The organism is Pyxidicoccus xibeiensis (genome assembly GCF_024198175.1).
Taxonomy (GTDB): domain Bacteria; phylum Myxococcota; class Myxococcia; order Myxococcales; family Myxococcaceae; genus Myxococcus; species Myxococcus xibeiensis.
Genome location: NZ_JAJVKV010000022.1, coordinates 21,087 through 46,054 on the forward strand (window position 1 = coordinate 21,087; position 24,968 = coordinate 46,054).

The following is a 24,968-nucleotide window of genomic DNA, read 5'->3' on the forward strand; positions in this document are numbered from 1 at the left end:
GGCCCGGAGCGCGGCTCACGCCTTCTCGAGCAGGCGGGCCCGGCCGCGCAGCAGCTGCGCGGTGTAGAGGACGGCGAGGAAGATGAGGCACAGCGTGCCCAGCACCAGGTAGCGGCGGATGAGGTCCCGCTCGTCCCAGCCGTAGCGGTCCACCAGCGTGCTCGCGTCGCTCAGCCCCACGCCCTCGTTCTGGCCGAAGGGGATGTCCGCCATGTCCCGCTTCGCCTTCCACCACGTGTTGAAGCCGTCCATGAAGCTCATGGCGCCGATGACGACGAAGCCCCAGCGCAGGCCGTGCTCGTGCATGTAGCTGCCCGGGCGCGAATAGAAGGTCGTCATCAGCCCGGTGCCCAGCACCATCATCCCCGCGTCGCCGCCGAAGGAGATGAGCATCTGCCCCGTGCGATGGGACAGGAGCAGGGTCCCGATGAGCTGGAGGAACAGCAGCCCTCCGCCCGCTGCCACCCACCCCAGGCGCTTGCGCTTCCACCCCTGCCACGCCAGCGCGCCCAGCCCCGCGGCCGCCAGCGCGGCGAGCCCGTACGAGCGCTCGAAGACCAGCGTCTTCCACAGCGTGGGGACCGCGCTGAAACCACAGAACCACGCGGTGAGGGCATGGCCCAGCTCGTGGAGCGGCATGGTGAACAGCCGCACCACGAACCCGAAGGCGCTCGACACGCTCAGGTAGGCCACCAGCAGCGACGCGGGCAGCACCCACGTGCGCAGCTTCAGCTCGAAGAGCGCCTCCTCGGCGTCTCCATTCACGTCCGGCGTCCGCTCGGGCAGCACGTCCGAGCGCAGCTCCGGCGGAGGCGCCAGCCACGCGGGGTCGATGAGGGGCTGCGTCTCCGGCTCCACGACCGCCGCCTCGGCCGGTGCCGGTGCCGGTGCCAGTGCCTGCATCGCCTGCCGGGCGGCCCGGGCCTCTGCCTTGGCGTAGATGATGCCGCACCGGGGGCACTCCGGAGCCGGGGCGCGCGGGGCATGACAGCGGAGACAGGTGGGGGCGGCGGGGGAGGAGTCCACGGTGCCCGCAGCCTACCGGCCCGTGTCCACTGGAGGGAATCCGGGGCTGCCGCCACCCGCCGATGCTTGACGACTGGACGCCACTCGCCGATGAGCACCCGGCCATGTCGTCGCTGGACACGAAGACGCGGGGGCGGACCTCGCGCGGCCGGCTGCGCGCACTCGACGCGTACCTGTGCCACCGCGAGCGCGAGCTGCTCACCCGCCAGGACGGCCCGTGGGCCCGCGCCGCCTTCGTCGACGTGGGCTTCGGCGAGCACCCCTGGACGACGCTGGAGAGCGCCGAGGCCTTCCGGGCCCTCCACCCGGGCCTCCCCGTCATCGGCGTGGAGCTGGACGCCGAGCGCGCCCGCGCCGCCGGGGCCCATGCCGATGCCCACACGCACTTCCGCCAGGGCGGCTTCGAGCTGCCGCTGGGGGCGGACGAACCCGCACGCGTGGTGCGCGCCATGAACCTGCTGCGCCAGGGCCCGCCCGAGCGCGTGCCCGAGGTCCACCAGACGCTGGCCCGCTACCTGCTGCCGGGCGGCCTGCTGGTGGAGGGCAGCGCGGACCCGACGGGTTCCGTCCTCACCGCGCACCTGCTGCGTCGGGGGCCCGGGCCGGTGGACGCGCCACCCGTGCGCGAGGCGCTGCTCTTCCACACCGACTTCACCCAGGGCTTCGCGCCGCTGCTCTTCCGCGACTGGCTGCCCCGGGATTTGCGCCGCCGCGTCCGCCCCGGAGAGCCCATCCAGGCCTTCTTCTCCGAGTGGGTCGAGGCCTGGCGGGAGGCCCGCGCCAGGGGCCATGACGCACCGCCCGACGCCTTCCGCGAGGCCGCTCTGCGCCTGGCGACCCGGACGGAGGGCCTCGAGGACGACCCCTGGCTCTGGGACCAGGGCTTCCTCCTGTGGCGTCCCCCGGGGGGCGTCAGCGTCTGAGAAGGGGTGGCCCGGTACACCTGACAGGCAGGCGGGCGGTGGGTGTGCCGCGCTCCCGTGCTTCCCACGCTCCGAGAAGTCGAGGTGAAGACGGGAGGCGAAAAGTGGGGGGCGGGCGGCTATCCTGCGCCGCATTCATCCGACGGCGTCGCGGACGCCCACGCAGCAGAGGAGGAAGAGGAAGCCATGGTGGAGCAGGCACCCCGGGCGCGCGTGGAGGGTCGGCCGTCCGTGCTGCTCTTCTCGGCGGGCTTCTACGGCACGCTCGCGGCCGCGCGCTGCTTCGGGCGCAACGGCATCGACGTCACGGTGGCGGACCCCACCCGCATCGGCCCCGCGAGCTGGTCCCGCTTCGTGGGCCGCCGCGTCCAGTGTCCACCCGAGTCCCGGGCCGAGGAGTTCGTCGAGTGGCTGCTCGACTTCGGCCGGCGCGAGCCGATGCAGCACGTGCTCTACCCGACGAGCGACGAGCTGGCGTGGCTCGTCTCCGTCCACCGCGACGCGCTGGCGGAGTCCTTCCACCTCTATGACCCGGGGGTGGACGCCGTCTACGGGCTGCTCAACAAGCGCAAGCTCTTCGAGGTGGGCCAGGAGGTGGGGCTGCGGCTGCCGCGCACCTGGTTCCCCGAGTCCGAGGCGGACCTGGACCGGGTGTCGCGCGAGGCGCGCTTCCCCGTCCTCATCAAGCCCACCACGCAGATTCTCTACTCCACCCACCGCAAGGGCCACCCGGTGGCCGAGCCGTCCCAGCTGGCCGAGGAGTACCGCGCCTTCTCGCGCGACGGCTACGCGAGCATGCTGGTGCGCTTCGACCCGGCGGTGACGCGCCCCATGGTGCAGGAGTTCCACCCGGAGGCGGCCCAGGGCATCTACAGCCTGTCCGGCTTCGTGGACGAGACGGGCGAGCTGTTCGAGGTGCGCGGCGCCATGAAGGTGCTGCAGCGCCCCAGGCGCCTGGGCGTGGGCGTGTGCTTCGAGTCCGCCCCCGTGCGTGACGATTTGGCCCAGGGCCTGCGGCGGCTGTGCCAGCGGCTGGGCTACCACGGCGTCTTCGAGGTGGAGTTCATCCAGACGAAGGACGACTTCCTCCTCATCGACTTCAACCCCCGCTACTACGGGCAGATGGGCTTCGACATCGCCCGGGGCCTGCCCCTGCCGCTGCTGGCGTACCACGCGGCGCTGGGAGACAGGGACGCGCTCTTGCGCGAGGTGAAGGCGGCGCGTGAGTGGCAGGGCCGCGGCGAGGTGTTCTGCAACCGCATCGCCCTGGAGATGCTGCTCAACCTCCAGCGGCTGTCGGGCGCGCTCCCGGTGGACGAGGCGCGCCAGTGGCGGCGCTGGCTGGAGTCGCACCGGCAAAGCTCGGTGGACCCGCTCATCGACTCGGATGACCTGGTGCCCACCGCCGTGGAGCTGGCGCAGATTCTCTACTTCTCCGCCCGCCACCCGCGCGCCTTCGTGCGCTCCATGGTGCTCAACCGCTGAGGGCCGCGGCCGGGCGGCCCGGGCTTCCCGAGGCCGCTCAGGCGGCCTCGGGCTTCGGATTCGCCGCACCGCCCGCCGTCGGCGCGTCGAACGTCACCAGGTCGTCGAACGTCTCCGCGCGGCGCAGCAGCTGCTCCTTCCCGCCGTCCAGCGCGATGATGGCCGGCTGCGGATAGGAGAAGGACGTGGCGAAGGGCACGAAGTACGCGCCCGCGTCCATGATGGCCAGCGTGTCGCCGACGGCGAGGTCCGGCAGCCGCTTCGCGTTGTAGAGCGTGTCGCCCGGCGTGCAGATGGGGCCCACCACCGTGTACACGCGCGAGGCCGGCGCGTCCGGCCGGTCCACGTGGAAGAGCTGGTGGTACTCGTTGCGCACGCACTCGGCATGGTTGATGCCGGCGTCCAGCACCGCCCACGTCCTGTCTTCCCCCGCCTTGAGCGCGTGCACGCGGCCCAGCAAGAGCTGCGTGTCGCCCGTCATGGCGCGGCCCGGCTCCAGGAAGATGCGCGGGCGCTGGCGGCCCCGGCGCGCGTAGTGCGACTCCACCATCTCCACCGCGAGCGCCACGTAGCGCTCAATGGACAGCGAGGCCGCCGGGTCCGGCGCCGGCACGTCCCGGAAGAAGGTGAGGTTGAGCCGCCAGTCACGCTCGGCGATGTGCTCCACCGTCGGCGTGCACAGGCTGCCGCCCAGGTCGAGGACCTCCAAATCCAGCCCCAGCTCCTGGTGCAGCGTGTCCGTGAAGGCGAGCACCGACTCCACGAAGCCGGTGAAGTCTCCCTCGGTGCGGATGGTTTCACCGCGGTGCGCGTGCAGGCCCACCACGTCCAGGTGCTTGGACGCGCGCGCCTGCTGGTAGGCCCGCAGGGCCGCGCCCCCGGCGATGGGGGTGCCGAACTGCGCCGTCCAGCCGCTGTTCGCCGTCACCCGCACGGCCACGCGCGGGCGGCGGTCCAGCTCCGCGGCCAGGCGCGCGAAGACGGCCAGCTCCTCCGCGTGGTTGGCGGCCAGCAGCTGGATTCCGCGGGAGATGGACTCGCGCACGGAGGCTTCCGACTTCACCGGGCCGTTGTAGACGATGCGCTCGGGGGCCACGCCCAGCTTCAGCGCCAGCCACAGCTCATAGGCGGAGATGACCTCCGCGCCCACGCCCAGGCCGTGCAGGAAGGACAGCACGCCGGGCACCGGGTTCGTCTTGTACGAGTAGTACACCTCGCAGCCGCCCGTCCGGCCCGGCGGCACCGCGAGGAAGGCCTCCGCGTTGCGGCGCAGCGCCGCCAGGTGCACCACGTGCAGTGGCGAGCCCCACCGCGCCACCAGCTCCTTGAGGGGCACGCCCTCCAGGCACAGGCCCTGGCCGGGCTTCTCCTCCAGCCTCCAGTGCGACGCGGGCACGGAGGTGCGGGCGGGCGCCATGGCCTTCTGGAGCACCGGGCGCAGCGTCTCCTTCACCTGCCGCTTGGCGGTGCCGACGAGGCGGCTCTTGAGGCTCACGACGCGCGCCCCTGCTTCGGCAGCCGCAGCGGCAGCTTCTTGGCGACGTCGAACGGGAGCGCGCGCATCAGCAGCTGCAGGGCGCGGTACTCCAGCATGCCGTTCGTCTTCCGGTACTTGCCGTGAATCATCTCGTTGGACTGCATCACCAGCGTGCCGTCCTTGCCCAGGTTGTGCATCAGCGAGGGCCGGCCCGTGCGGTAGTGGAGGATGGGGCGGTCCACGTACACGTGGCCGTACGCGCGGATGGCGCGCAGGTAGAAGTCCACGTCCTCGTAGACGGGGATGGTGGCGTCGAAGCCGCCCAGCGGCGCGAAGTGCTCGCGGCGCACCATGCACGCGGAGTTCACATACAGCGTGCCGCGGAAGAGGATGTGCGCCACCGTCCACGCGCTGTTGGGCGTGGTGGCGCCCACCTTGGCCGCCCACTGGAAGTACTCGCTCTTGTCCTTCAGCCAGTCCGCGTCGTCACCGAAGGGCACCACCCAGCCCACCGCGACGCCCGCGTCGGGCCGCGCGTCCAGCGCGCTCACCATGGCGTGCAGCGCGCCCTCGGCCAGCATGTCGTCGTCGTCCAGGAAGTGCAGGTAGCGGCCCCGGGCCAGTGTGGCCCCGTGGTTGCGCACCACCGCCGGGCGGCCCTTCGAGGGCGGGTCGTTCACCAGGTAGCGCACCCGCGCGTCCCCCAGCCCCTCCACCGCCGCGCGTGCCGTGCCCTCGGGCGTGTCATCCAGGACGAGGACCTCGACGCTCACCCCCTGCTGCTGGAGCACCGAGCGGATGGCCTCCAGCACTTCCTTCTCTCGCTTGTGGGTGGGCATCACCACCGAGACATCAATCACGGACATGCCGGACTTATACGCGGTGGCGCCCGGGGCTGAGAAGCCGCGTTCCCTGTCGTGGAACCCGCGTGCCTGCATGCTCCGGGGCGGCGCCCGCGCGCCTGCCTGCCGGCTGCCGGCCTCTGCGAATCCTGCGTCCGCGCGCGGGGTTTCGCGCAGGTTCTGCACGCGTCCGGGGCTGACGCGGTGCCGTCACCCCGGGACGCGGACTCCGGTGGCGTCAGTAGCTGGCAATCCAGGAATCGAAGTCATCCACGACTTCATCCGAGTCGCTGCTGACCGCTTTGTCATTCATGGCGGGTATGGCCTGGATGTCCTGGTTTTCTGAGCGCCCGTACGCGCGGGAGCCGGTGGAGCCGCTGCCGCCATCCCAGTCCCACCCTCCCACCACAGAGCGGGGAGAGGCCCCCGACGTCTCGAGTTCCCCGTAGGAAATGCGGTCCAGCCAGGGCTGCATGCTGTCACGGGCCATCTGCATCCTCCTGCCCCCCCAGGGGCTACTCCGAGATGTTTTGCAGTTGGCGTGCCAGCCCGACCTCCGGTCCAATACCCCGATCAGCGGGGCCTGGGCGTGGTCCCCGGGCCGCGCGAGGCCTCCCGGACGCGCAGCACCCGGGCAGCCATGTCCGACTTGACGCGGAACGTGCCGGCGGACAGGAACGAAGGTGCACATGGCCCTGCTCCTGGCACACGACATCGAGGAACCCCGGCCCTGCAGCTATCTGCCGGAGCGGCAGGCGTCCCTGGAGAACCTGGTGATGCAGGACGTCACCGCGGAGGAGTACGAGCACCTGCTGGTGCGGGGGTGGCGCCGCTTCGGGCCGGTGTACTTCCGGCCCGCCTGTGCCGACTGCAACGCGTGCGTGTCGCTGCGCCTCCCCGTGGACGGCTTCCGCCCCAACCGGAGCCAGCGCCGGGCCCGCGCCGCGTGCGCGCACCTGCGCGTGGAGGTGGGGACGCCCCGCGTGGACGCGACGCGGCTGGCGCTGTACCGGGCGTGGCATGCGGAGCGGGAGGTGTCCCGCGAGTGGGGGCCGTCACCCATCACCGTGCGCGAGTACTCGCTCCAGTTCTCCTTTCCGCACCCGTCCGCGCGCGAGGTGGCCTGGTACGACGACGCCGCCGAGGGCGGGCCCCGGCTGGTGGGCGTGGGCATCTGCGACGAGACGCCGCGGGCGTGGAGCGCGGTGTACTTCTTCTATGACCCGGCCTACGCGGACCTGTCGCTCGGCACCGCCAACGTCGTGTTCCAGGTGGAGCTGGCGAAGGCGCGCGGCATCCCCCACGTGTACCTGGGCTACCGCGTGCTCGCGTGCGCGTCGCTCCGCTACAAGGGCGGCTTCCGTCCGCATGAGCTGCTGGAGGAGCGCCCCGCGCTGGATGCTCCTCCCCGGTGGGTGCCCGCGCCTTCCGAGTCCGGCGAGCCCTGAGCGTTACCGCGTCCGGCGCGAGCGCCCCTCGGGCCTCGAAGGGCGAGTGGGTCCAGGCGGGTCAGTCCACACGGAGAAGCGCCTGGCTGAAGTGCTCACGCAGCCGGCGCGCATACTCCTCGGGTGCCACCTTCGCGTACTCGCCATGCCCCGCGCCCTCAACCACCCACAGCGCCTTGGGCTCGCAGGCCGAGCGGAAGAGGCTGGCCTGCAGCTTCGCCGGCGCGTCCGGGTCCACGTCGCCGTTGATGAGCAGCAGCGGCCGCCCCTGCAGCCGGCACATCCCGTCGATGGGGCGCACCGCGTCCACGTCCACGCCCGCGCGGCGCAGCGTCCACAGCACGGGCTCCGCGCTCAGCGCTCCCCAGCGCCCATAGCCCGAGTACACGTCCGCCTCGAGCGCGGGATAGGCCCCCGCCGCCGCCACCGCCTTCACGCGTGGGTCCGCGCTGGCCACCAGCAGCGCGGTGGTGCCCCCCATGGAGAAGCCGAACAGCCCCAGCCTCGCCGGGTCCACGTCCGGGCGCGCGGAGACGAAGTCCAGCGCCGCCGTCACGTCGCGCCGCTCACCGTCGCCCCATGTCACGCGGTCACCGTCGCTCTCGCCGTGCGCTCGCGAGTCGAACACCAGCACGCCGAAGCCCGCGCCGGCCAGCGCGCGCGCCTCGAAGAGCAGCTGCGCGCGATTGCCCGCGAAGCCATGCACCAGCACCACCGCGGCCCGGTTGCGAGACGGCACGTACCAGCCGCGCAGCGTCAGCCCGTCCGCGGTGGTGAAGGCGACGTCCTCCAGGCCCGCCAGCTCGCCCGTGGCCGCAGGGCGCTCCGCCCGCACCTGGGGCGGGTGCAGCAGGCCCTGGCCGATGCGGTAGCCGCTGACCACCCGGTAGCCACCGGCCGCGAGCACCACGAGCAACAGGGCCCCGACAAGGATGGCAAGGAAGCGACGGAAGCGCGTTTTGACGGAGGAGGTGGGAATCACGGGGACCAGGGAAGCGTAGCCGACCCACGTGGAGGTGACTCCACCCCAAGTCGGTTGCTTCACGAGAGGTCGGGCGCTAGGGGTTGTCTTGGCGCTCCCCATTGCCTGGGCTACGGTGCCGCTGCCTCCTGGGAGTGGGGCTGATGCTCGTGCCGCGACAGCGTGAAGCGACCGAACCCCCCGCCAGGAAGCGCGTGCTGTTCACGCTGGTGTTTCTGGGCTCGGGAGGCATCGAACGCTCGGTGTGCAATGTGCTGGCGGGGCTGGATACCCGGCGCTTCGCCACCAAGATGTTCTTCCACCACCGGCCGCACCCCAAGAGCCAGCAGGACCGCATCCCCCGGGACACCGAGGTGGTCTGGGGAACGGATGCCTTCGTCTACAACCGGAAGATGCTGCCGCGGTTCCTCTGGCGGCTCATCCAGGAGGCGCGCGAGGCGGACGTCATCGTCGCGGGGCAGGAGGGCCGGGCCGCGCTGCTCGCCTGCCTGGCCGGCCGGCTGCTCGGCAAGCCCGTGGTGGGGATGATCCACTTCGACTGGGGCGCCTTCCGCCGCGAGCAGCCCCGGCGCCAGCTCTGGGGCCTGCGCTTCCTCTACCCGAGCATGCGCCGCATCGTCGCGTGCGGCCACGACTCGGCGAAGGCCTTCCAGGAGCTGGTGCGAATCAAGCCGGACAAGCTCCAGGTCATCCCCAACTTCGTGGACGGCGACAAGGTCCGCGCCGCCGGCGAGCAGCCGCTCCCCGACTGGGCGGAGCCCATCTACCGCAAGCCGGTGGTCATCGCCGTGGGCCGGCTGGAGCACCAGAAGGCCTTCGACGTGCTCATCCGGAGCCATGCCCTGATGCGCGCGGCCGGCAGCGACCACCACCTGCTCATCCTGGGTGAGGGCTCGCTCGAGGGCGAGCTGAAGGCGCTGGTGAAGTCGCTGGGCGTGGAGGACTCCGTCTTCATGCCGGGGTTCACCCCCAACCCCCACGCGCTGATGCAGCGGGCGGCCGTGTTCGCCATGTCCTCGCGCTTCGAGGGGCTGCCCATGGTGCTGCTGGAGGCGCTCGCGCTGGGCTGCCCCGTCGTCAGCACCGACTGCCCCTCGGGCCCCGGGGAGGTGCTGGAGCACGGGAAGCATGGCGTCCTGGTGCCCATGGAGGACCCCCAGGCCCTGGCGGAGGCGCTGGGGCGGGTGGTCCGCGAGGAGCCCTGGCGCAGGGACTTGTCCACCCGGGCCCGGCGCCGCGCGGACGAGCTGTCCGCCGACAGGGCCCTGGGGGCCTGGGAGTCCCTGCTGTCGACGCTCTGAGGGGGGGCGGCCACTCGGGCCCCCACTTCCCGGGCGGGGGGATGTAGAAGGCCCTCCAGAGGTGTTGTTTCCCGAGGCCCCTTCCTCGGGTGCCTCTCCCGGGACGGTGGTTGAGGCAAGGAATCCCTTGCCCGCCCCGGGCGGCTTCAACAGGATTCGCCTCCATCATGACGACGACGAACGAGACGCAGGGCCTGAACTTCCTCCAGGAGATCATCGAGGAAGACCGGCGCACGGGAAAGCACGCGGGCCGCGTGCACACCCGCTTCCCGCCCGAGCCCAACGGCTACCTCCACATCGGCCACGCCAAGTCCATCTGCCTGAACTTCGGGCTGGCGCAGCAGTTCGGGGGCAAGTGCAACCTGCGCTTCGACGACACCAACCCCGTCACCGAGGACACCGACTATGTCGAGTCCATCCAGCGGGACGTGAAGTGGCTGGGCTTCGAGTGGGAGGACCGCAAGTTCTTCGCGTCCGACTACTTCCCGAAGCTCTACGACTTCGCCGTGGAGCTCATCAAGCAGGGCAAGGCGTACGTGTGCAGCCTGACGGCGGACGAGATTCGCGAGTACCGCGGCGACTTCACCACGCCGGGCCGCGACAGCCCGTACCGCAGCCGCTCCGTGGAAGAGAACCTGGACCTCTTCAACCGGATGCGCATGGGCGAGTTCCCCGACGGCAAGCACACCCTCCGGGCGAAAATCGACATGACGTCGCCCAACCCGGTGCTCAGGGACCCGCCCATCTACCGCATCCGCCACGCGCACCACCACCGCACCGGCGACGCGTGGCCCATCTACCCGCTCTACGACTTCGCGCACTGCCTGTCGGACGCGATTGAGGGAATCACCCACTCCGTCTGCACGCTGGAGTTCGAGAACCGGCGCGTGCTGTACGACTGGATTGTCGACAACCTCATCAAGGGCGACCGGCCGTACCAGTACGAGTTCTCCCGGCTCAACCTCAACTACACGGTGATGAGCAAGCGCAAGCTGCTCAAGCTGGTGAATGAGGGGCTGGTGTCCGGCTGGGACGACCCGCGCATGATGACCATCTCCGGCCTGCGCCGGCGCGGCTTCACCCCGGCGTCGCTGCGCGACTTCGCGACGCGCGTGGGCGTGAGCAAGACGCAGCAGCTCATCGACATGGGCGTGCTGGAGCTGTGCATCCGCGAGGACCTCAACGAGACGGCGCCGCGCGCCATGGGCGTGCTCCGCCCGCTGAAGGTGGTGCTGGAGAACTACCCGGAAGGCCAGGTGGAGCAGCTGGAGGTGCAGAACCATCCGCAGAAGCCGGAGATGGGGACGCGCCAGGTGCCCTTCATGCGCGAGCTCTACATCGAGGCGGACGACTTCGCGGAGGACCCGCCGAAGGGCTTCTTCCGGCTGGCGCCGGGCAAGGAGGTGCGCCTGCGCTCGGCGTACTTCATCAAGTGCGAGAAGGTCATCAAGGACGCCTCGGGCAACGTGGTGGAGCTGCGCTGCTCGTATGACCCGGCGACCCGGGGTGGCAACGCGCCGGATGGCCGCAAGGTGAAGGGCACGCTGCACTGGGTGCCGGGCAATGCGCCCACCGCCGAGGTGCGCCTGTATGACAGGCTCTTCTCCGTGGAGAACCCGGACGCGGATGAGTCGAAGGAGTTCACCACCTTCCTCAACCCGAGCAGCCTCCAGGTCCTCCGCGACGCGCGCGTGGAGCCGATGCTGGCCGACGCCCCCGCGGAGTCGCGCTTCCAGTTCGAGCGCCAGGGCTACTTCTACGTGGACCCGAAGGACTCCCAGCCCGGCAAGCCCGTCTTCAACCGTACCGTGACGTTGAAGGATTCGTGGACGAAGGAGCAGGCGAAGGGGAAGTAGGGCCCCGCTGCTCCCACTTGAGTGGGAGCAGGGCGCGTCGGTGCCGCAGGCGTCCTGGTTCCACTCAAGTGGAACCAAGGCAGTCTGCTCCCACTTGAGTGGGAGCAAAGCGCTCCGGTGCCGCAGGCATTCTGGTTCCACTCGAGTGGAACCAGGGTGGTCTGCTCCCACTTGAGTGGGAGTGAGGCAGGTCGGTGCCGCGGGCTCCCTGGTTCCACTTGAGTGGAACCAGCACCCCGGGCAGGTCCGGGCCGCCCCTGCCTCTTGCTTCCACTTGAGTGGAAGCAGCGCCGGTCGCGACTCTTCAACCTCTTGTTTCAACTCGGGTGGGCGTGGGCGAGGGCACGACGCCCCAGGCCCTCACTCCCACTCAAGTGGGAGCAGCACTCAAATTCTCAGGTTCTTGCTTCCACTTGAGTGGAAGCAGCACCGGGAGTCCCGGCCAGGGTTGGGGCACGAACGTGTGTCCTAGCCGCCGCCCTGCCGGGACTGCGTGGGTGTCACCCGGCACGCGGCATGGCCGAGGATGACGTCCCCATCGACGGTGCTCGTAGGGGTGGGCGTCCACCCCGCGGCGAGCCGGGCATCCAGGATTTCATCGGCTTTGGGTTGGTGGTCCCACACGGAGACCGCGTTCACCCCGCCCAGTCAGGTGGTGTCGAAGACGAGGTATCGCCCGTCTTCCCAGGGCACCACCACGTCATGGGTGAACTCGTCCTGGACCACCACCTCCGCCACGTCGCGGGGCGGCGTGTGCGCGAAGCCCCAGCGCACCACGTCCTGGAGCATGCCGAGGGGCGCGAGCTCCCGCTCCAGCGAGGCGCGCTGCGCGGGAGACAGTCCGGCTCGGTCGGTCAGGGGCACCATGCTGGAAGCATAGCCCCCGCCCTGGCCCGCTTGCACATGCGCTCCGTCTGTCGTCCGCCCCGGACCTGGGAAGGAGACACCCGGCCAGGCACGTGGCGCCGGGCGGTTGAATCACACCGGCGGACGACCCACTCCTCCTGTCAGGTCGGGGACATCCCGCCCCGGCCTTCCCAGGAGGCGTACGCGTCATGGCCTGCGGCACGCTCCCTCGCTTGTGGCCGCCGCCCACCCAGGCGCAGGTGGACGCCATCATCCGCATGGAGGACCCCGTCCTCCGCAACCTCCACATCACCCAGACGTACCACGTGCTGAAGGTGGCCCTCACCGACGTGCTCGGCGAGGAGGACGTCAACTGGTGCGGCTTCGCGACGTGGGCGTCCAAGACGGCGGGCGCCTTCATCCGCAAGGACGTGCTGCCGAGCCTGCTGGGCGAGCTGCTGGAGCGCGCGGACGCGGTGACTCGCAGCATCGCCGAGCTGCAGGACCGGCTGCTCGGCGCGTGGGGCGCCTCGGTGGGCGTCCAGTTCGTGCTGGCGCGCACGCTGGAGGGCATCACCGACGAGGTCGCCCGCCACACCTCGCGCGGCAACTTCATCGTCTTCCAGGAGCTGGCCCCGCTCTACACGGACCTGCTGGAGCAGTTCTCCGGCCTCACCACGCCTGACACGTCCCGGCTGGAGCGGGTGCTGTCACGGCTGGCCCCCGGCCCGGTGGAGGAGGGCGGGCAGGACCTGCTCATCCGCGCGGTGCGGGCGTACTTCGAGGCCATCTTCACCGAGGAGCGGAAGGCCCGGGCGGAGCTGATGTTCCTGGCCAACTCGCTGGTGGGCTACCACGAGCAGACGCGGCTGCAGGGCCCGGTCTCCGCCGCGCTGAATGCACCCCTGCGGGAGCTGTTCCTGGACAACCTGGTGGAGTTTGCCCGCGCGGACCCGAACCGGCGCGTGCGGGACACGCCCGAGTGGGGCCTGCGTGGCGCCTTCTCTCCGCTGGCCACCCGGCTGGAGCGCATCTGGCGCGAGCTGGCCACCCGCACGCTGATGCGGATGGAGCTGCCGGACGTGACGTTGCGGTTGGGCGAGGACATTCCCGCGCTCACGTCGGAGCGGGACTTCCCTCCGCTGTTGCTGAAGCTGAAGCACCCGGAGCTGGTGGCCCTCATGGCGGAGCTGGACCGCACGCCGGACGACACGGCGGGCAGCGCGGCGCGCGACTGGGGAAGCCTGAGCGACCGGATGAACCTCATCGTGGACCTGTTCCGCACGCGGCAGCAGGACCGGCTCCTGTATGACCAGCCCTTCACCTTCCTCCAGGTGGACGCGTTCCAGCAGGGGCGGGTGCCGCACGGGCGGCTCTGAGGTGTTGGCTTCGCTGCGAGGCGCTCCAGGTGGCTGCGTTCCAGAAGGAGCGGGTGCCGCACGGGTACTATGAGGACTTGCTGGCGTCGGCGGGGGCTTCGCGCGTCATCTCCACCATGGTGGGGCGCCAGCCGAGCTTCGCGAACATGCGTTGGGCGGCCTCGTTCCTCGCGGCGGTGTGCAGCACCACGCGGGGCACGCCCAGGGCGGTGAGGCGCTTCATCAGCTCCTCCGCGAGCAGCACGCCCACGCCAACGCGGCGGACCTTCTCGTCGACCCAGATGTCGTGGAAGCCGCCGCAGCGGTCCAAAAGCATGTTCCAGTCCACCTCCTCGATGCGGCCGTAGGCATAGCCGACGACCTCGCCGTCGAGCTCGGCGACGATGACGACGGCCTTCTTGTTCTGCGCCTCCTTGCCCAGCCACCAGCGGTAGCCGGACTCCACGTCGTCCGGGAGCATGAAGCGCTGGGGGTCGAAGTCGTGGTGCTGGCGGGCCAGCGCCGCGCCCATGCGGCCCAAGGCAGGCGCGTCCGAGGGCTTCGCGGGGCGGAGGGTGACGGGCATCGAACGGCTCCTTGCAAGGCGCGGGAGCGTAGCAGTGCCCTGCTCGGGCGGACGGGCACTCCGTTTCCGCCATCACTCGCGAGGCTTGCCGCGCAACCTGTCCAACAGTCCCAGGGTGGCGACCCGCCAACTCGCGGACCCTTTTCACCCCCGGGCAGGCACCTGCCGGGGCAGACTGTTTCCACCTCATGAGTCCACTCGACGCCGAGCTCGACACCGCGCGACGCATCGCCCGCCAGGCGGCGGACATCCTCCTGGCGGTCTACGCCACGAACTTCGCCGTCCAGGACAAGGCTGGTGGCATGGGCCCCGTCACGGAGGCGGACCAGCGCGCCAACGCGTTCATCGTCGGTGAGCTGCGCAAGGCCTTTCCCGGTGACGGCGTGGTGGCCGAGGAGTCCGACAACAGCGCCGCGGGCAAGCGCTTCGAGCGCTGCTGGTACGTGGACCCGATGGACGGCACCCAGGAGTTCGTCAACCGCAACGGCGAGTTCGCCATCCACGTGGGGCTGGCCATCGGCGGGGAGGCCCGGCTGGGCGTCGTCTACCGGCCGGTGGGGGACAAGCTGTACTCGGGCGTGGTGGGGCAGGGGGCCTTCCTGGAAGAGGCAGGTGAGCGAAGGGCCCTGCGTGTCTCGGACGTGGCGGAGCCGGCGGCGCTGCGGCTGGTGGTGTCGCGCTCGCATCGCTCCCGGCTGACGAGCGCGGTGGCGCAGCGGCTGGGCATCACCCGCGAGAAGGAGTCCGGCTCGGTGGGCCTCAAGTGCGGCCTGCTGGCCGAGGCCACCGCCGACCTCTACATCCACACCAGCAACAAGAGCTACCGCTGGGACAACTGCGCGCCGGAGGCGCTGCTGCGCGCCGCGGGCGGCATCCTCACGGACCTGGGCGGCACCCCGTATTCGTACGACGGCTCGGAGCTGCAGAACCACCGCGGCCTGCTGGCCTGCAACGCCGCCGCCTTCTCGCAGGTGCAGCCGGTGGTGGCCCGCTTCGCTCGCGAGGCCGGCATCATCAAGTAGTGCAAGGGGCCGCGCCCGCGCTCACGGCCCGGTCTCCACCGCATGGCGCAGCTCGCCGAACAGGCGCGCCAGGTCGTCCAGCTGGTAGTGCGCGTTGAGCCCGCTCGGGTTGGGCAGCACCCACAGCCGCGTCATGCCCAGCGTCTCCGGCTGGAGTCCGGGCTGGGCCCTGGGCCGCTCGAAGGCGGTCCGGTACGCGCCCACGCCCAGCACCGCGAGGAAGCGCGGCCGGTAGCGCCGCACCTTCGCCTCCAGGGACTTGCCGCCCTCGGCCAGCTCCGAGTCATCCAGCATGTCCGCGGTGGCCGTGGCGCGGTCCGCCACGTTGGTGATGCCGTAGCCCAGGGCGAGCAGCTCTCCCTGCTCCGAGGGGAGGAGCTGGCGCGGGGTGATTCTGGCGGCGTGCAGCGTGGGCCAGAAGCGGTTGCCCGGCCTCGCGAAGTGGAAGCCCACCACCACCGAATAGAGGCTGGGGTTGATGCCGCAGAAGAGGACGCGCAGCCGTGGCGCGATGAGGTCCGGCATGGTGCGGCCCGTGGCGGCGGCCAGCTCCTCGCGCGTGGGCTTGCGGGGCGGTGTCATGGCCGTGGGATTCTCGCGGGCCTACCCCGGAAGGCAACAGGGACCCACCGGATGCGTCAGGTGGGGTGTCCGCTGCCGGGCAGGGCATGGCTGGCTGCTCGCCCTGCTGGCGGAGTCGCTCCGGGTGGGGCAGGCTCGGCGCGCTTCCGCTGTAGGCCGTGGAGACAGCGGCACTGACCTTCCTGGAGGACGCCCGAGATGGCACACATCGTGACGCTGACGCTCAACCCCGCCATCGACATCGCCACGTCGGTGCCGGAGGTGACGCCCGAGCACAAGCTGCGCTGTGGCTCCGTCCGCAGAGACCCGGGGGGCGGCGGCATCAACGTGGCGCGGGTGGTGCGGGAGCTGGGCGGCGAGTCCATCGCCATCTACACCCGGGGCGGCCCCACCGGGCACCTGCTGGAGCACCTGCTGGAGGAGAAGGGCCTGCTGCGCCGCTCCATCCCGGTGGAGGGCTACACCCGGGAGAGCTTCACGGTGGCGGAGGGCACCAGCGCGCGCGAGTACCGCTTCATCCTGCCAGGGCCCACGCTGTCCGAGCGCGAGTGGCAGCGCTGTCTGGCCGCGGTGGCCGAGGTGTCCGTGGGCGCCGCGTTCATCGTGGCCAGCGGCAGCCTGGCGCCTGGTGTGCCGGAGGACTTCTATGCCCGCGTGGCGCGGCAGGCGAAGCGCCAGGGCGTGCGCGTGGTGGTGGACACCAACGGGCCTCCGCTCCGGGCCGCCCTGGAGGAGGGCGTGTTCCTGGCCAAGCCCAACCGGCGCGAGCTGAGGGACCTCACTGGCATGAGCACCGAGGACCTGGCCGCCCAGGCCGCCGCGGCCCGTGAGCTGGTGGCGCGAGGCAGCGTGGAGCTGCTGGCGGTGTCCATGGGCGCGGATGGCGCCCTGCTGACGACGAAGGACAGGCAGCTTCGCGCGTCGCCGCCGCCGGTGGAGACGCACAGCTCCGTGGGCGCGGGTGACAGCTTCGTGGCCGGCCTGACACTGTCCCTCGCCCGGGGCCAGTCCCCCGAGGAGGCGCTGCGCTGGGGCATCGCCTCGGGCACGGGCGCGCTCCTGTCGCAGGGCACGGACCTGTGCCATCGCGCGGACGTGGAGCGGCTGCACGCCCTCGTGCGGCCGGTGCCCGTCTAGGTCCGGACAGAGTCCCCACACGTGTCCGCCCCGAGCCCTCCCGAGCCTTCCGCTTCCCGCCTGGGCCCCTGGCACTGGGGCGCGCTCGCGGTGAGCGTGGCGCCCCTGGCGCTCTATGCCTTCTCCTCCCGGGTGAAGGACCTGGAGCTGTACTTCAACACGGCCCGCTCCTTCCTCGCGGGCGCCACGCCCAACCAGGACTTCCGCTTCGAGTACCCGCCCTATGCGCTGCTGTGGTTCGTCCCCGCGGCCTGGCTGGGCGGGACGCTGAAGGCCTTCGTCCCCCTCTTCGGCCTGCAGCTCACGCTCTTCGACGCCTTCAGCAAGTGGCTGCTGCTGTCGGAGGGGACGCGGCGCTGGGGCCGCTCGGCGCGCGCGTGGCTGCCCTTCGCCGTGTACTCGGTGGCGAGCTGGATACAGAGCGTCCACTACCTCAAGCGGTACGACCTCATCCCCGCCACCTTCACGCTGGCCGCGCTGGTGGCGTTGTCGCGCCGGCGCGACGTGCTGGCGGGGCTCGCGCTCTCGGTGGGAATCGTCACGAAGCTGTACCCCGTGGTGCTGGTGCCGCTGGCGCTGGCCGTGTGCTGGCGGCGGGGCTCGTGGGGCGCGGCGCGTCGGCTGGTGCTGGGGCTGGCCCTGGGGGTGCTGCCGCTGGTGCCGCTGAGCGCCTTCTGGCCCTGGTGGGGCTTCGCGTCCTTCCATGTGGAGCGGGGGCTCCAGGTGGAGTCACTGGGCGCGTCCCTGCTGTGGGCCCTGCACCTGCTGGGGTGGGTGCGGGACGTGGCGTGGGTCCACGCGACGGCCGCCTTCGAGCTGCATGGCGCGGCGGCGGAGTGGGTGAAGGACGCGACGCGGTGGACGTGGGTGGTGGGCTCGCTGGCGTCCGCGGCGGTGGGCCTGTGGGCCGTGCGCCGCCGGGCGCCCGAGCGGGTGGAGGACCTGGCGCGGCTGGCGCTGCTGCCGCTCGTCGCCTTCGTCGTCCTCAACCCGGTGCTCAGCCCGCAGTACCTCGTGTGGCTCACCGGCGTGGCTGGACTGGCGCTGCTCTCCGGCTCGCGGTGGGCGCCCATCGCCATCTTCGTGGCGGCGGTCATCACCCGGGGCATCTTCGCTGGCAGCACGTACGGGACGGGCATCGGCCCGCTGCACGCCATGCTGCTGCTGGTGCGCAATGGCCTGCTGCTGGCCGCGGGCTTCGCGCTGGCGCGGGAGGCGTGGCGGAGCGCGGCCTCGCTGGATGGTGCCTCCGCGCGGGGGACGCAGGACGCGCCGGCGGAGGCTGGCGAGGGGCGCTGACGCCTCAGCGGCGGTGGACGGTGCCGCCCTTCATCACCCAGCGCACCTTGCGCACCGCGGAGATGTCCCGCGTCGGGTCACCGTCCACGGCGACGAGGTCCGCGAGCAGCCCCGCCTTCACCTGCCCCAGCCGGTCCTCGCGGTGCAGCATGCGCGCGTTGCCGGAGGTCGCGGCCTGGAGCACCTGCGCGGGCGTCATCCCGTAGTCCACCATCAGCTCCAGCTCGCGCGCGTTCTCCCCGTGCGCGAAGACGCCCGAGTCCCCGCCCACGCACATGGGCACTCCCGCGGCCACGGCCGCCTTGAAGCTGGCGCGCTTCGCCTGGAGGGAGGCCGGCTCCGGGTCCACGCCCCGCTTCCAGCCGCGGTACTGGAGCATCGAGTCCCCCGCCGCCAGGGTGGGGCAGAAGAAGACGCCGCGCTGGGCCATCAGCCGGAACACCTCGGGCGTGCCGTCGTCACCGTGCTCGATGCTCTCCGCGCCCGCGAGCACCGCGCGGCGCATGCCCTCCGGCGTGCTGGCGTGGACCCCCACCGGGCGACCGCTGCCCTTCGCCGTGTCGACGATGAGCTTCATCTCCTCCAGGGAGAAGGTGGGGCGCGCCTCGCCCTGGGGGCCCCAGCGGTAGTCGCCGTACACCTTTATCCAGTCCGCGCCCCGGCCAATCTGGCCACGCACCACCCGCACCAGGGCGTCCACGCCGTCCGCCTCCTCCGCGCCCTGCGGCACGGACCACTCGGGGGCGAAGCCCTTGGGGCCGTAGCTGCCGGTGGCGACGATGGCGCGCGTCGTCACCAGCAGCCGGGGGCCGGGGATGAGGCCCTGGTCGATGGCCTGCTTCAGTCCCACGTCCGCGTCCGCCGCGCCCTCGGTGCCCAGGTCCCGGGCGGTGGTGAAGCCCGCCATCAGCGTGGCGCGTGCATGGTTCGTCGCGCGCACGACGCGCAGCGCGAGCGACTCCTTCAGCACCTGGTCGTTCCACGACGCCTCGTTGTACGGGTGGAGGAACATGTGAGAGTGGCCCTCGATGAGCCCCGGCAGCAGCGTGGCGCCGGACAGGTCCACCACCTCCGCGCCCTCGGGGGCCTTCACCTGGGCCTCGGGGCCGGCTGCCGCGATTCGCTCACCCGTGACGAGCACCACCCAGCCCGTGTGGGGCTTCGCGGTGACGCCGTCGAAGACGCGCGCGGGGCGCAGCAGGTACGACTTGGGCGCCGTGGGCGGAGGGGGCGTGGCGGTGGGCTGGGCGGAGCCGGGCAGGGAGACCGCGAGGGCCAGCGTGACGGCAACGAGGGGCAGGGCGCGCATGGCGGAGATGATGGCGCGCGGCCGGGGCGGCGGCCACTTCGCCGTACACGGGGCAGGGAGGCAGGCCGCGTGTCCCGGGCCAGCGCCAGGCGGGCACGATTGTTAGATGGAGGCCATGGCTCGCGACGACCGCGTCAATGCGCTGCTGCCCGTGGAGGTCGAGTTCCAGAAGGAGAAGGGTGTCGCCCTGCGCAGGACGGGCGACAAGCTGGAAGGACTCCTGAAGGACCTGGCCCTGGCCGAGCGCGAGGTGCTGGCCCGAACCGGGACTGACCGCACCGCGCCGCTCCTCCGCTACCGCGAAATCCGCAAGGAGGCCGAGCGGCAGCGGTGGAACCTCATGGTGCAGCGCGAGGCGTGTGGTCTGCGCAACCACCGGGAGATGGACACCGTCTACCCGATGCCTCCTCCGCTGCCTCTGAAGGAGTGACACCGGGCCGTGACGCGCTCACTGGGTGGTGCGCCACGCCGCCATGGCGAACAGGAGCCACCCGGCGAGGAAGCCCACCCCGCCCAGCGGGGTGATGGCGCCCAGCACGCGCACGCCGGACAGGGCCAGCGCATAGAGGCTGCCGGAGAAGAGGATGATGCCCGCCAGCATCGACCACCCGGCGCCGGCCAGCAGCGGGGAGGGGCGCAGGTGCCCCAGCAGGCCCACGGCCACGAGCCCGAGCGCGTGGTACATGTGGTAGCGCGCTCCAGTCTCGAAGATGACCTGGAGGTCCACGGGAAGCCGGGCGCGCAGGGCATGCGCTCCGAAGGCCCCCGCCGCCACGGAGAGAAAAGCGTTCACCGCACCGAGGACCAGGAACCACCGCATCATCGAGTGCCTTTCATCAGAAGTCCGTCTGGTGCACGCTACACCGCCGCAGGCACAGCGTCCTGGCCGACGTGCACTCCCGGGCCGCACCCTTCCGAATGACCTCACCCACCCTGATTCCTTCCCCGAAGCCGATTCCCTTCGAGCTGCGCCCGTCTGCCATCCAGGGCACGGGTGCCTTCGCCACGCGCCGCATCCGCAAGGGCACGCGCATCATCGAGTACGTCGGCGAGCGCATCTCCCAGGAAGAAGCCGACCTTCGCTACGACGACGAGACGATGGAGCGGCACCACACCTTCCTCTTCAACCTGGAAGACGGCGCGGTGCTGGACGCAGGCACGCTCCACAACGAGTCGCGCTACATCAACCACTCGTGTGAGCCCAACTGCGAGGCCCTCATCGACAAGGGCCACATCTACATCTACGCGCTGCGCACCATCGAGCCCGAGGAGGAGCTGGTCTACGACTACGCCTACGAGCGCACCGAGGGCATGGGCCCGGAGTCCGACGCGCTCTATGTCTGCCGCTGCGGCTCGCCGAAGTGCCGGGGCACCATCCTCGCGCCCGTGAAGAAGGCGCCTGCCCGGAAGAAGGCCCCGGCCAGGACGAAGTCCAAGTCGAAGGCCCGTGGCAAGGACTCGCGAGGCAAGCAGGGGACGGCGAAGAAGCCCTCCTCCAGCAAGGCCGCGAAGCGGACGAAGACGGCCGGCCGCAAGCGCGCGGGCTGAGCCGGGCAACCTCCGGGCTCCGGGCTCCGAGCTCCGAGCTCCGAGCTCCGAGCTCCGAGCTCCGAGCCTGGGGCGCCTGACGCTACGGGCTCGCCGTCCACCTCAGCGGGCCGGTGTCGCAGGTGCCGGTGCGCGTGCGGACGCGCACCTGTCCCACTGCGTTCCCGGTGGCGAGGAAGTGGCCCTCGACGTGCCACTGCACACCGGCCTTCACGTCGTGGAACGTGCCGTTGAAGGCGCCGCGGTCGATGACGAACGTGGCGCCGCGTCCGGAGGCGCGGGCCGTGTCGCCCCCGGCGCAGCGGAGGGTGCCCTCGAGCTCGACGCCGGAGAGGGTGCGACCGCTCGAATCCAGCGTGAAGCGCACCCGGCCCGTGCCATGGGCGAAGCGGCCCGTCCACATGCCGCCGCGGGGACTGACGCCGGTGGGCCTGAGCTCCCGGGGTGCCAACTGCCGGGTGGTGGTGCCCGCCTCGCGCCGGGCGGCGGGACGGGTGGGGGCGCTCCAGGCCATGGCCGTGCGAGGCTCCACTCCGCGCTGGAGGCGGGGCGGTGGCTCGTGGTGATGGGCGCGGAGCAGGAGGCGAGACTGGCTCCGTTCGGCCACCTCGAGCAGCGCCACCACGTCGGTGTGTCCCCAGTCCCGCGCGATGTCGCGGGCCGTGCGCCCCGCGTCGTCTTCCAGCAGCGGATCCGCGCCCTTCTCCAGCAGGCGGCGGACCATGTCCAGCCGCCCGTACCCCGCCGCCGCGTGCAGCGTCGTGCTGTTGTCGCTGGTGCGGGAGTTCACGTCATGGCCGGCGTCGAGGAGCCGCTCCATGTGCGTCGCGTCTCCGCTGGACACCGCGGTGGTGAGCTCCACCGCGCGCTCGTACCCCGACGTCGCGAAGGCCCCGGGCGCGCCGAGCAGCAGCGCGCAGCGCAGGAGCGCGAGCACGGTGCGGCGGAGGCGGACGTGGAGGGACGGGGACATGAGCCGCGAGGGGGGGAACCTCCACGAGGGTACGTCGGCCCTTCGGGGCCTCGCCATGAGTCGGGAAGCGCACGGCGCGGGGTGCGGACGACCCGCTGCGGGGGCGCGCGCGGCGCGGCGGATGGCCGCTGAAGCCGGGCACCGGTGCAGGTGGGCGTGAACACTCCCGGATTCGTCCTTCCATCATCGGATTGCGTGCCGCGGCGGACGCTGTCCTAGAGTGCTGGACGTGAACGACGTCCTCCGCTTCCTACTCTCCGAGTCTCCCGAGACACCGCCCCTTGACTCCGTCGACGCGTGGTGGGGGCGCCACCTGGCGCTGCAGTCGCGCTTCCCCGCGCCCGCGGACCTGGCGTTGGCGGGGGGCTTCCGTGCGGACCGGCTGGGGTACGCCTTCGCCTCCGGCTACCACGCCGCGCATCGCTTCCTGTTCCCCATGCTGCCGGCGGACCGGCCCTGTGCGCTCTGCGCCACCGAGCCCAGCGGGGCGCATCCGTCCGCCATCCAGACGCGCTTGGAGGACACCGGCTCGGGCCCGAGGCTGAGCGGTGACAAGACGTTCGTCACGCTGGGCACCCGGGCGGAGCTGCTGCTGGTGGTGGCCACCGAGGGCCAGGACGCGCAGGGCCGCAACCGGCTGAGGATGGTGGTGGTGGACGCGAAGCGCCCGGGCGTCCGCGTCACCGCGCTGCCGGAGCTGCCCTTCATCCCGGAAGTCCCCCACGCGGAGCTCGCCCTGGAGGCCGTGGTCGTGGCGGCGGAGGAGGTCCTGCCCGGTGACGGGTACGCGCGCTACCTCAAGCCGTTCCGCACGGTGGAGGACTGCCACGTGCACCTGGCGCTGCTCGGGTGGCTGGTGCAGGTGGCCCGCCGGAGCGGCTGGCCGGAGCCCGTGCGCGAGGAGCTGCTGGCCCTGGCGGTGATGATGCGCGGGCTGGCCCAGGCGGACCCGTCGGATGCGGCCACGCACCTGGCGCTCGGCGGGGCGCTGGAGCTGGCGAAGCGGACCGTGGAGCGGTGCGAGCCGCTATGGGCCCAGGTCGACGCGACGACGCGCGAGCGGTGGGAGCGCGACAGGCGCCTGCTGGGCATCGCGGGCAAGGTGCGTGCGAAGCGGCTGGAGGCCGCGAGGCAGCGGACGACGGGCGCCGGAGTGGACGGCGACAGGTAGCGCCAGTCGAAGGGCCCTGCCCCGGCAGCGGGGCTCGCCCGGAAAAGCAACGAGCCGTGACCTTCGGGAGAAGGCCACGGCCCGGGGAAGCTCACCGCGAGGCGGTGTCGCTGCTCAGTAGCGCCCGCCGCCCACGGCGGAGACGAGGGCGGAGAGGATGCGGTTCTCCACGCCCCACACGGCCTTGTTGAGGCCCTTGATGCCGGCGCCGCGCAGGTAGTCCGTGAAGTCGTGCAGCGCGGTGGAGCGCTGCATGCCCTCGCCCTTGGCGGCGTAGAGCAGCGGCGTGTTGGGCGCGCCCGTCAGGCCCAGGTCCGGGCAGGCCTCGGACAGCTTCTGCGGGTCGATGCCGGTGGCGGCGGACAGCATGGCCACCGTGAACTTGTGTACCGGCAGCTCGCGCGCGTTGGGGACCTTCTTCAGCACCTTCTCCCGCGAGGCGGGGTCGGTGGCGAGCTGCTCCAGCTTCACCTTGGACATGGCGATGAGCTGCTCGTTCGTCACGTGCTTGCTGTCGAGGATGGCCCGGCCCATCAGGCTGGCGGGGGTGTCACCCTTGATGCTGATGTCGTTGCCCGGCATCTGCTGCATCCGGTCCCACATGGCCTGGACGGCCTTGCCGACCTCGGTGTCCGGGCCGCCACGCCAGGCGCCCGGCGTGGGCTGGGCGGGGGCCGCGCGGACGGGCGCCGTGCCCTGGAAGGTGTTGAGCTGGGAGTGGCCCACCGCGTTCGCCCGGGCCGGGGCAGCCGCCTGCTGCGTGCTCGCCTGGGGCCGGGTGGAGGAGGTCGGAGTCGAGAGGGCGCGGGGGCGGCTGCGGATGGGGTCCATGGACGGGGGCTCCGGAATACGGCTTATCGGGCCATTATCGCCGGAAGCGGGCCAAACGTTGCGTCCGGCCGCTCCCAAGGCCCGTGCACTCCCGGGCGGGGCCGCTATCTTCCCGCCCATGAAGACCTTTCCCGCCGAGTTCGCCGACCTGCTCACCCCCAAGGGACGCCGCATCCTGGAGGGGAAGGACCGCGAGGTGACGGGTGCGCTGCTGGACCCGGAGCGGCCCTTCGTGGCGCTCCAGGGCGTCGTCGACGTGCGCCGGGCCACGGCCTGCCGGGACGCGCTGGACGTGGCGCTGCGCGACACGCTGGTGCCCATGGAGGACCCCATCCCCCATGACTCCATCTCCGGCATGACGATGAACTACATGGAGCTGCTGCCCAAGACGGTGCGCAACCGGACGGCGCTGCTGGAGAACCGGCGCTCCCGCTCCTACCGCGCGGCGGAGGCGGTGGGCCTCACGGACATGATGCGCTCGGACAGCTTCGCCGCCTTCGCCGCCGCGGTGACGGGCCGGGCCCTGCGGCGCAAGTGGGGCATCCAGGTGCTGTGCTACGGCCCGGGGGACTACTCGGGCCCCCACAACGACCACCACCCCGAGGAGCCCGAGGCCCGCGACGGCTACGTGGACATGCACGTCAGCCTGACGATGCCGGGCGTGGACCACCAGTACCTCGTGTACGCGAAGGACGGGCACTTCTCCGAGATGACGCGGGTGAGCACCGTGGGCGGCATCACGGTGTACCGGCTGCCCTTCTGGCACTACACGACGCCGGTGGTGGCGCGGCGCGGCGCGGAGGCCACGTGCCGCCGCTGGGTGCTGCTGGGGACGTTCCTGGACGCGGCGCCGGGGGCGCGGGCCTCCTCCACCGTCCTTCCGGCGGGGGCACCGGGGGCCCGCCCGGCGGGCGGGGAGGCGACTTTCGGGAGTGGCGGAGGGGCTGGACGGCGTTAGCTTGGGGC

Annotated in this window: 26 protein-coding genes; 13 read left to right on the forward strand and 13 right to left on the reverse strand. The window is 71.7% G+C overall.

Annotation, left to right across the window (positions count from 1 at the left end; all coding sequences use genetic code 11):
- Window positions 1–15 precede the first annotated feature (15 nt).
- Entirely contained in the window at window positions 16–1,026 is a 1,011-nt protein-coding gene (locus LXT23_RS45745) for a hypothetical protein (protein WP_253986836.1), read from the reverse strand.
- Between the two features lie 104 nt (window positions 1,027–1,130).
- On the opposite strand from LXT23_RS45745, the gene LXT23_RS45750 reads away from it, so the two are divergent.
- Together LXT23_RS45750 and LXT23_RS45755 are read left to right on the forward strand one after the other, a co-directional pair.
- Complete coding sequence (locus tag LXT23_RS45750) at window positions 1,131–1,949, forward strand: methylase (RefSeq protein WP_253986837.1); 819 nt, start codon at window positions 1,131–1,133, stop codon at window positions 1,947–1,949.
- Between the two features lie 186 nt (window positions 1,950–2,135).
- Window positions 2,136–3,434: a carboxylate--amine ligase gene (locus LXT23_RS45755; protein WP_253986838.1), complete on the forward strand. Its 1,299-nt coding sequence runs from the start codon at window positions 2,136–2,138 to the stop codon at window positions 3,432–3,434.
- Between the two features lie 37 nt (window positions 3,435–3,471).
- Here the strand turns inward: LXT23_RS45755 and LXT23_RS45760 are convergent, their stop codons facing one another.
- The 3 genes from LXT23_RS45760 to LXT23_RS45770 form a co-directional block, all read right to left on the reverse strand.
- Window positions 3,472–4,929 (reverse strand): type III PLP-dependent enzyme domain-containing protein, encoded by a 1,458-nt coding sequence (locus LXT23_RS45760; RefSeq protein WP_253986839.1) that lies wholly within the window; start codon window positions 4,927–4,929, stop codon window positions 3,472–3,474.
- Window positions 4,926–5,777 carry a glycosyltransferase family 2 protein gene (locus LXT23_RS45765; RefSeq protein WP_253986840.1) on the reverse strand — a complete coding sequence of 284 codons (852 nt, stop codon included), beginning with the start codon at window positions 5,775–5,777 and terminating at the stop codon, window positions 4,926–4,928. Before LXT23_RS45765 ends, LXT23_RS45760 begins: the two co-directional genes overlap by 4 nt.
- A 214-nt stretch (window positions 5,778–5,991) precedes the next feature.
- Window positions 5,992–6,243: a hypothetical protein gene (locus LXT23_RS45770; RefSeq protein ID WP_253986841.1), complete on the reverse strand. Its 252-nt coding sequence runs from the start codon at window positions 6,241–6,243 to the stop codon at window positions 5,992–5,994.
- 199 nt (window positions 6,244–6,442) lie between these two features.
- On the opposite strand from LXT23_RS45770, the gene LXT23_RS45775 reads away from it, so the two are divergent.
- The gene (locus tag LXT23_RS45775) at window positions 6,443–7,201 is read left to right on the forward strand and encodes an arginyltransferase (RefSeq protein WP_253986842.1); all 759 of its coding nucleotides are present in this window, start codon (window positions 6,443–6,445) and stop codon (window positions 7,199–7,201) included.
- Window positions 7,202–7,262: 61 nt separating this feature from the next.
- Here LXT23_RS45775 and LXT23_RS45780 read toward each other — a convergent pair whose 3' ends face one another.
- Complete coding sequence (locus tag LXT23_RS45780; protein WP_253986843.1) at window positions 7,263–8,183, reverse strand: alpha/beta hydrolase; 921 nt, start codon at window positions 8,181–8,183, stop codon at window positions 7,263–7,265.
- A gap of 143 nt (window positions 8,184–8,326) precedes the next feature.
- On the opposite strand from LXT23_RS45780, the gene LXT23_RS45785 reads away from it, so the two are divergent.
- Both LXT23_RS45785 and LXT23_RS45790 read left to right on the forward strand, forming a co-directional pair.
- Complete coding sequence (locus tag LXT23_RS45785; protein WP_253986844.1) at window positions 8,327–9,484, forward strand: glycosyltransferase; 1,158 nt, start codon at window positions 8,327–8,329, stop codon at window positions 9,482–9,484.
- Between the two features lie 167 nt (window positions 9,485–9,651).
- A complete protein-coding gene (locus tag LXT23_RS45790; RefSeq protein WP_253986845.1) occupies window positions 9,652–11,340 on the forward strand; it encodes a glutamine--tRNA ligase/YqeY domain fusion protein in 1,689 nt (562 codons plus the stop codon).
- A gap of 468 nt (window positions 11,341–11,808) precedes the next feature.
- Here LXT23_RS45790 and LXT23_RS45795 read toward each other — a convergent pair whose 3' ends face one another.
- Entirely contained in the window at window positions 11,809–11,979 is a 171-nt protein-coding gene (locus tag LXT23_RS45795; protein ID WP_253986846.1) for a hypothetical protein, read from the reverse strand.
- Between the two features lie 9 nt (window positions 11,980–11,988).
- Window positions 11,989–12,207, reverse strand: a complete 219-nt coding sequence (locus LXT23_RS45800) for a hypothetical protein (RefSeq protein WP_253986847.1) — start codon at window positions 12,205–12,207, stop codon at window positions 11,989–11,991.
- 188 nt (window positions 12,208–12,395) lie between these two features.
- Here LXT23_RS45800 and LXT23_RS45805 point away from each other — a divergent pair, with 188 nt between their 5' ends.
- On the forward strand, window positions 12,396–13,565 hold the full coding sequence (locus LXT23_RS45805; protein WP_253986848.1) for a hypothetical protein: 1,170 nt from the start codon (window positions 12,396–12,398) through the stop codon (window positions 13,563–13,565).
- 67 nt (window positions 13,566–13,632) lie between these two features.
- Here LXT23_RS45805 and LXT23_RS45810 read toward each other — a convergent pair whose 3' ends face one another.
- Window positions 13,633–14,130 (reverse strand): GNAT family N-acetyltransferase, encoded by a 498-nt coding sequence (locus tag LXT23_RS45810; protein ID WP_253986849.1) that lies wholly within the window; start codon window positions 14,128–14,130, stop codon window positions 13,633–13,635.
- Between the two features lie 188 nt (window positions 14,131–14,318).
- On the opposite strand from LXT23_RS45810, the gene LXT23_RS45815 reads away from it, so the two are divergent.
- Window positions 14,319–15,152, forward strand: a complete 834-nt coding sequence (locus LXT23_RS45815; protein ID WP_253986850.1) for a 3'(2'),5'-bisphosphate nucleotidase CysQ family protein — start codon at window positions 14,319–14,321, stop codon at window positions 15,150–15,152.
- Between the two features lie 21 nt (window positions 15,153–15,173).
- Here the strand turns inward: LXT23_RS45815 and mug are convergent, their stop codons facing one another.
- Complete coding sequence (mug, locus tag LXT23_RS45820; protein WP_253986921.1) at window positions 15,174–15,677, reverse strand: G/U mismatch-specific DNA glycosylase; 504 nt, start codon at window positions 15,675–15,677, stop codon at window positions 15,174–15,176.
- Between the two features lie 255 nt (window positions 15,678–15,932).
- Between mug and LXT23_RS45825 the strand changes: the two genes are divergently transcribed.
- A complete protein-coding gene (locus LXT23_RS45825; RefSeq protein ID WP_253986851.1) occupies window positions 15,933–16,871 on the forward strand; it encodes a 1-phosphofructokinase family hexose kinase in 939 nt (312 codons plus the stop codon).
- Window positions 16,872–16,892: 21 nt separating this feature from the next.
- Window positions 16,893–18,170: a glycosyltransferase 87 family protein gene (locus LXT23_RS45830; protein WP_253986852.1), complete on the forward strand. Its 1,278-nt coding sequence runs from the start codon at window positions 16,893–16,895 to the stop codon at window positions 18,168–18,170.
- Window positions 18,171–18,174: 4 nt separating this feature from the next.
- Here LXT23_RS45830 and LXT23_RS45835 read toward each other — a convergent pair whose 3' ends face one another.
- Complete coding sequence (locus tag LXT23_RS45835) at window positions 18,175–19,479, reverse strand: metal-dependent hydrolase family protein (RefSeq protein ID WP_253986853.1); 1,305 nt, start codon at window positions 19,477–19,479, stop codon at window positions 18,175–18,177.
- A 115-nt stretch (window positions 19,480–19,594) separates the two neighbouring features.
- On the opposite strand from LXT23_RS45835, the gene LXT23_RS45840 reads away from it, so the two are divergent.
- On the forward strand, window positions 19,595–19,909 hold the full coding sequence (locus LXT23_RS45840; RefSeq protein ID WP_253986854.1) for a hypothetical protein: 315 nt from the start codon (window positions 19,595–19,597) through the stop codon (window positions 19,907–19,909).
- 18 nt (window positions 19,910–19,927) lie between these two features.
- Here the strand turns inward: LXT23_RS45840 and LXT23_RS45845 are convergent, their stop codons facing one another.
- The gene (locus LXT23_RS45845; protein WP_253986855.1) at window positions 19,928–20,302 is read right to left on the reverse strand and encodes a DUF423 domain-containing protein; all 375 of its coding nucleotides are present in this window, start codon (window positions 20,300–20,302) and stop codon (window positions 19,928–19,930) included.
- A gap of 95 nt (window positions 20,303–20,397) precedes the next feature.
- On the opposite strand from LXT23_RS45845, the gene LXT23_RS45850 reads away from it, so the two are divergent.
- Entirely contained in the window at window positions 20,398–21,027 is a 630-nt protein-coding gene (locus LXT23_RS45850) for an SET domain-containing protein (RefSeq protein ID WP_253986856.1), read from the forward strand.
- 82 nt (window positions 21,028–21,109) lie between these two features.
- Here LXT23_RS45850 and LXT23_RS45855 read toward each other — a convergent pair whose 3' ends face one another.
- The gene (locus LXT23_RS45855; protein ID WP_253986857.1) at window positions 21,110–22,000 is read right to left on the reverse strand and encodes an ankyrin repeat domain-containing protein; all 891 of its coding nucleotides are present in this window, start codon (window positions 21,998–22,000) and stop codon (window positions 21,110–21,112) included.
- A 229-nt stretch (window positions 22,001–22,229) separates the two neighbouring features.
- Between LXT23_RS45855 and LXT23_RS45860 the strand changes: the two genes are divergently transcribed.
- Window positions 22,230–23,171, forward strand: a complete 942-nt coding sequence (locus LXT23_RS45860) for an acyl-CoA dehydrogenase family protein (protein ID WP_253986858.1) — start codon at window positions 22,230–22,232, stop codon at window positions 23,169–23,171.
- A 114-nt stretch (window positions 23,172–23,285) separates the two neighbouring features.
- Here the strand turns inward: LXT23_RS45860 and LXT23_RS45865 are convergent, their stop codons facing one another.
- Window positions 23,286–24,002: a hypothetical protein gene (locus LXT23_RS45865; RefSeq protein ID WP_253986859.1), complete on the reverse strand. Its 717-nt coding sequence runs from the start codon at window positions 24,000–24,002 to the stop codon at window positions 23,286–23,288.
- A 118-nt stretch (window positions 24,003–24,120) separates the two neighbouring features.
- On the opposite strand from LXT23_RS45865, the gene LXT23_RS45870 reads away from it, so the two are divergent.
- Complete coding sequence (locus tag LXT23_RS45870; RefSeq protein ID WP_253986860.1) at window positions 24,121–24,960, forward strand: hypothetical protein; 840 nt, start codon at window positions 24,121–24,123, stop codon at window positions 24,958–24,960.
- The last annotated feature ends 8 nt before the right edge of the window (window positions 24,961–24,968 follow it).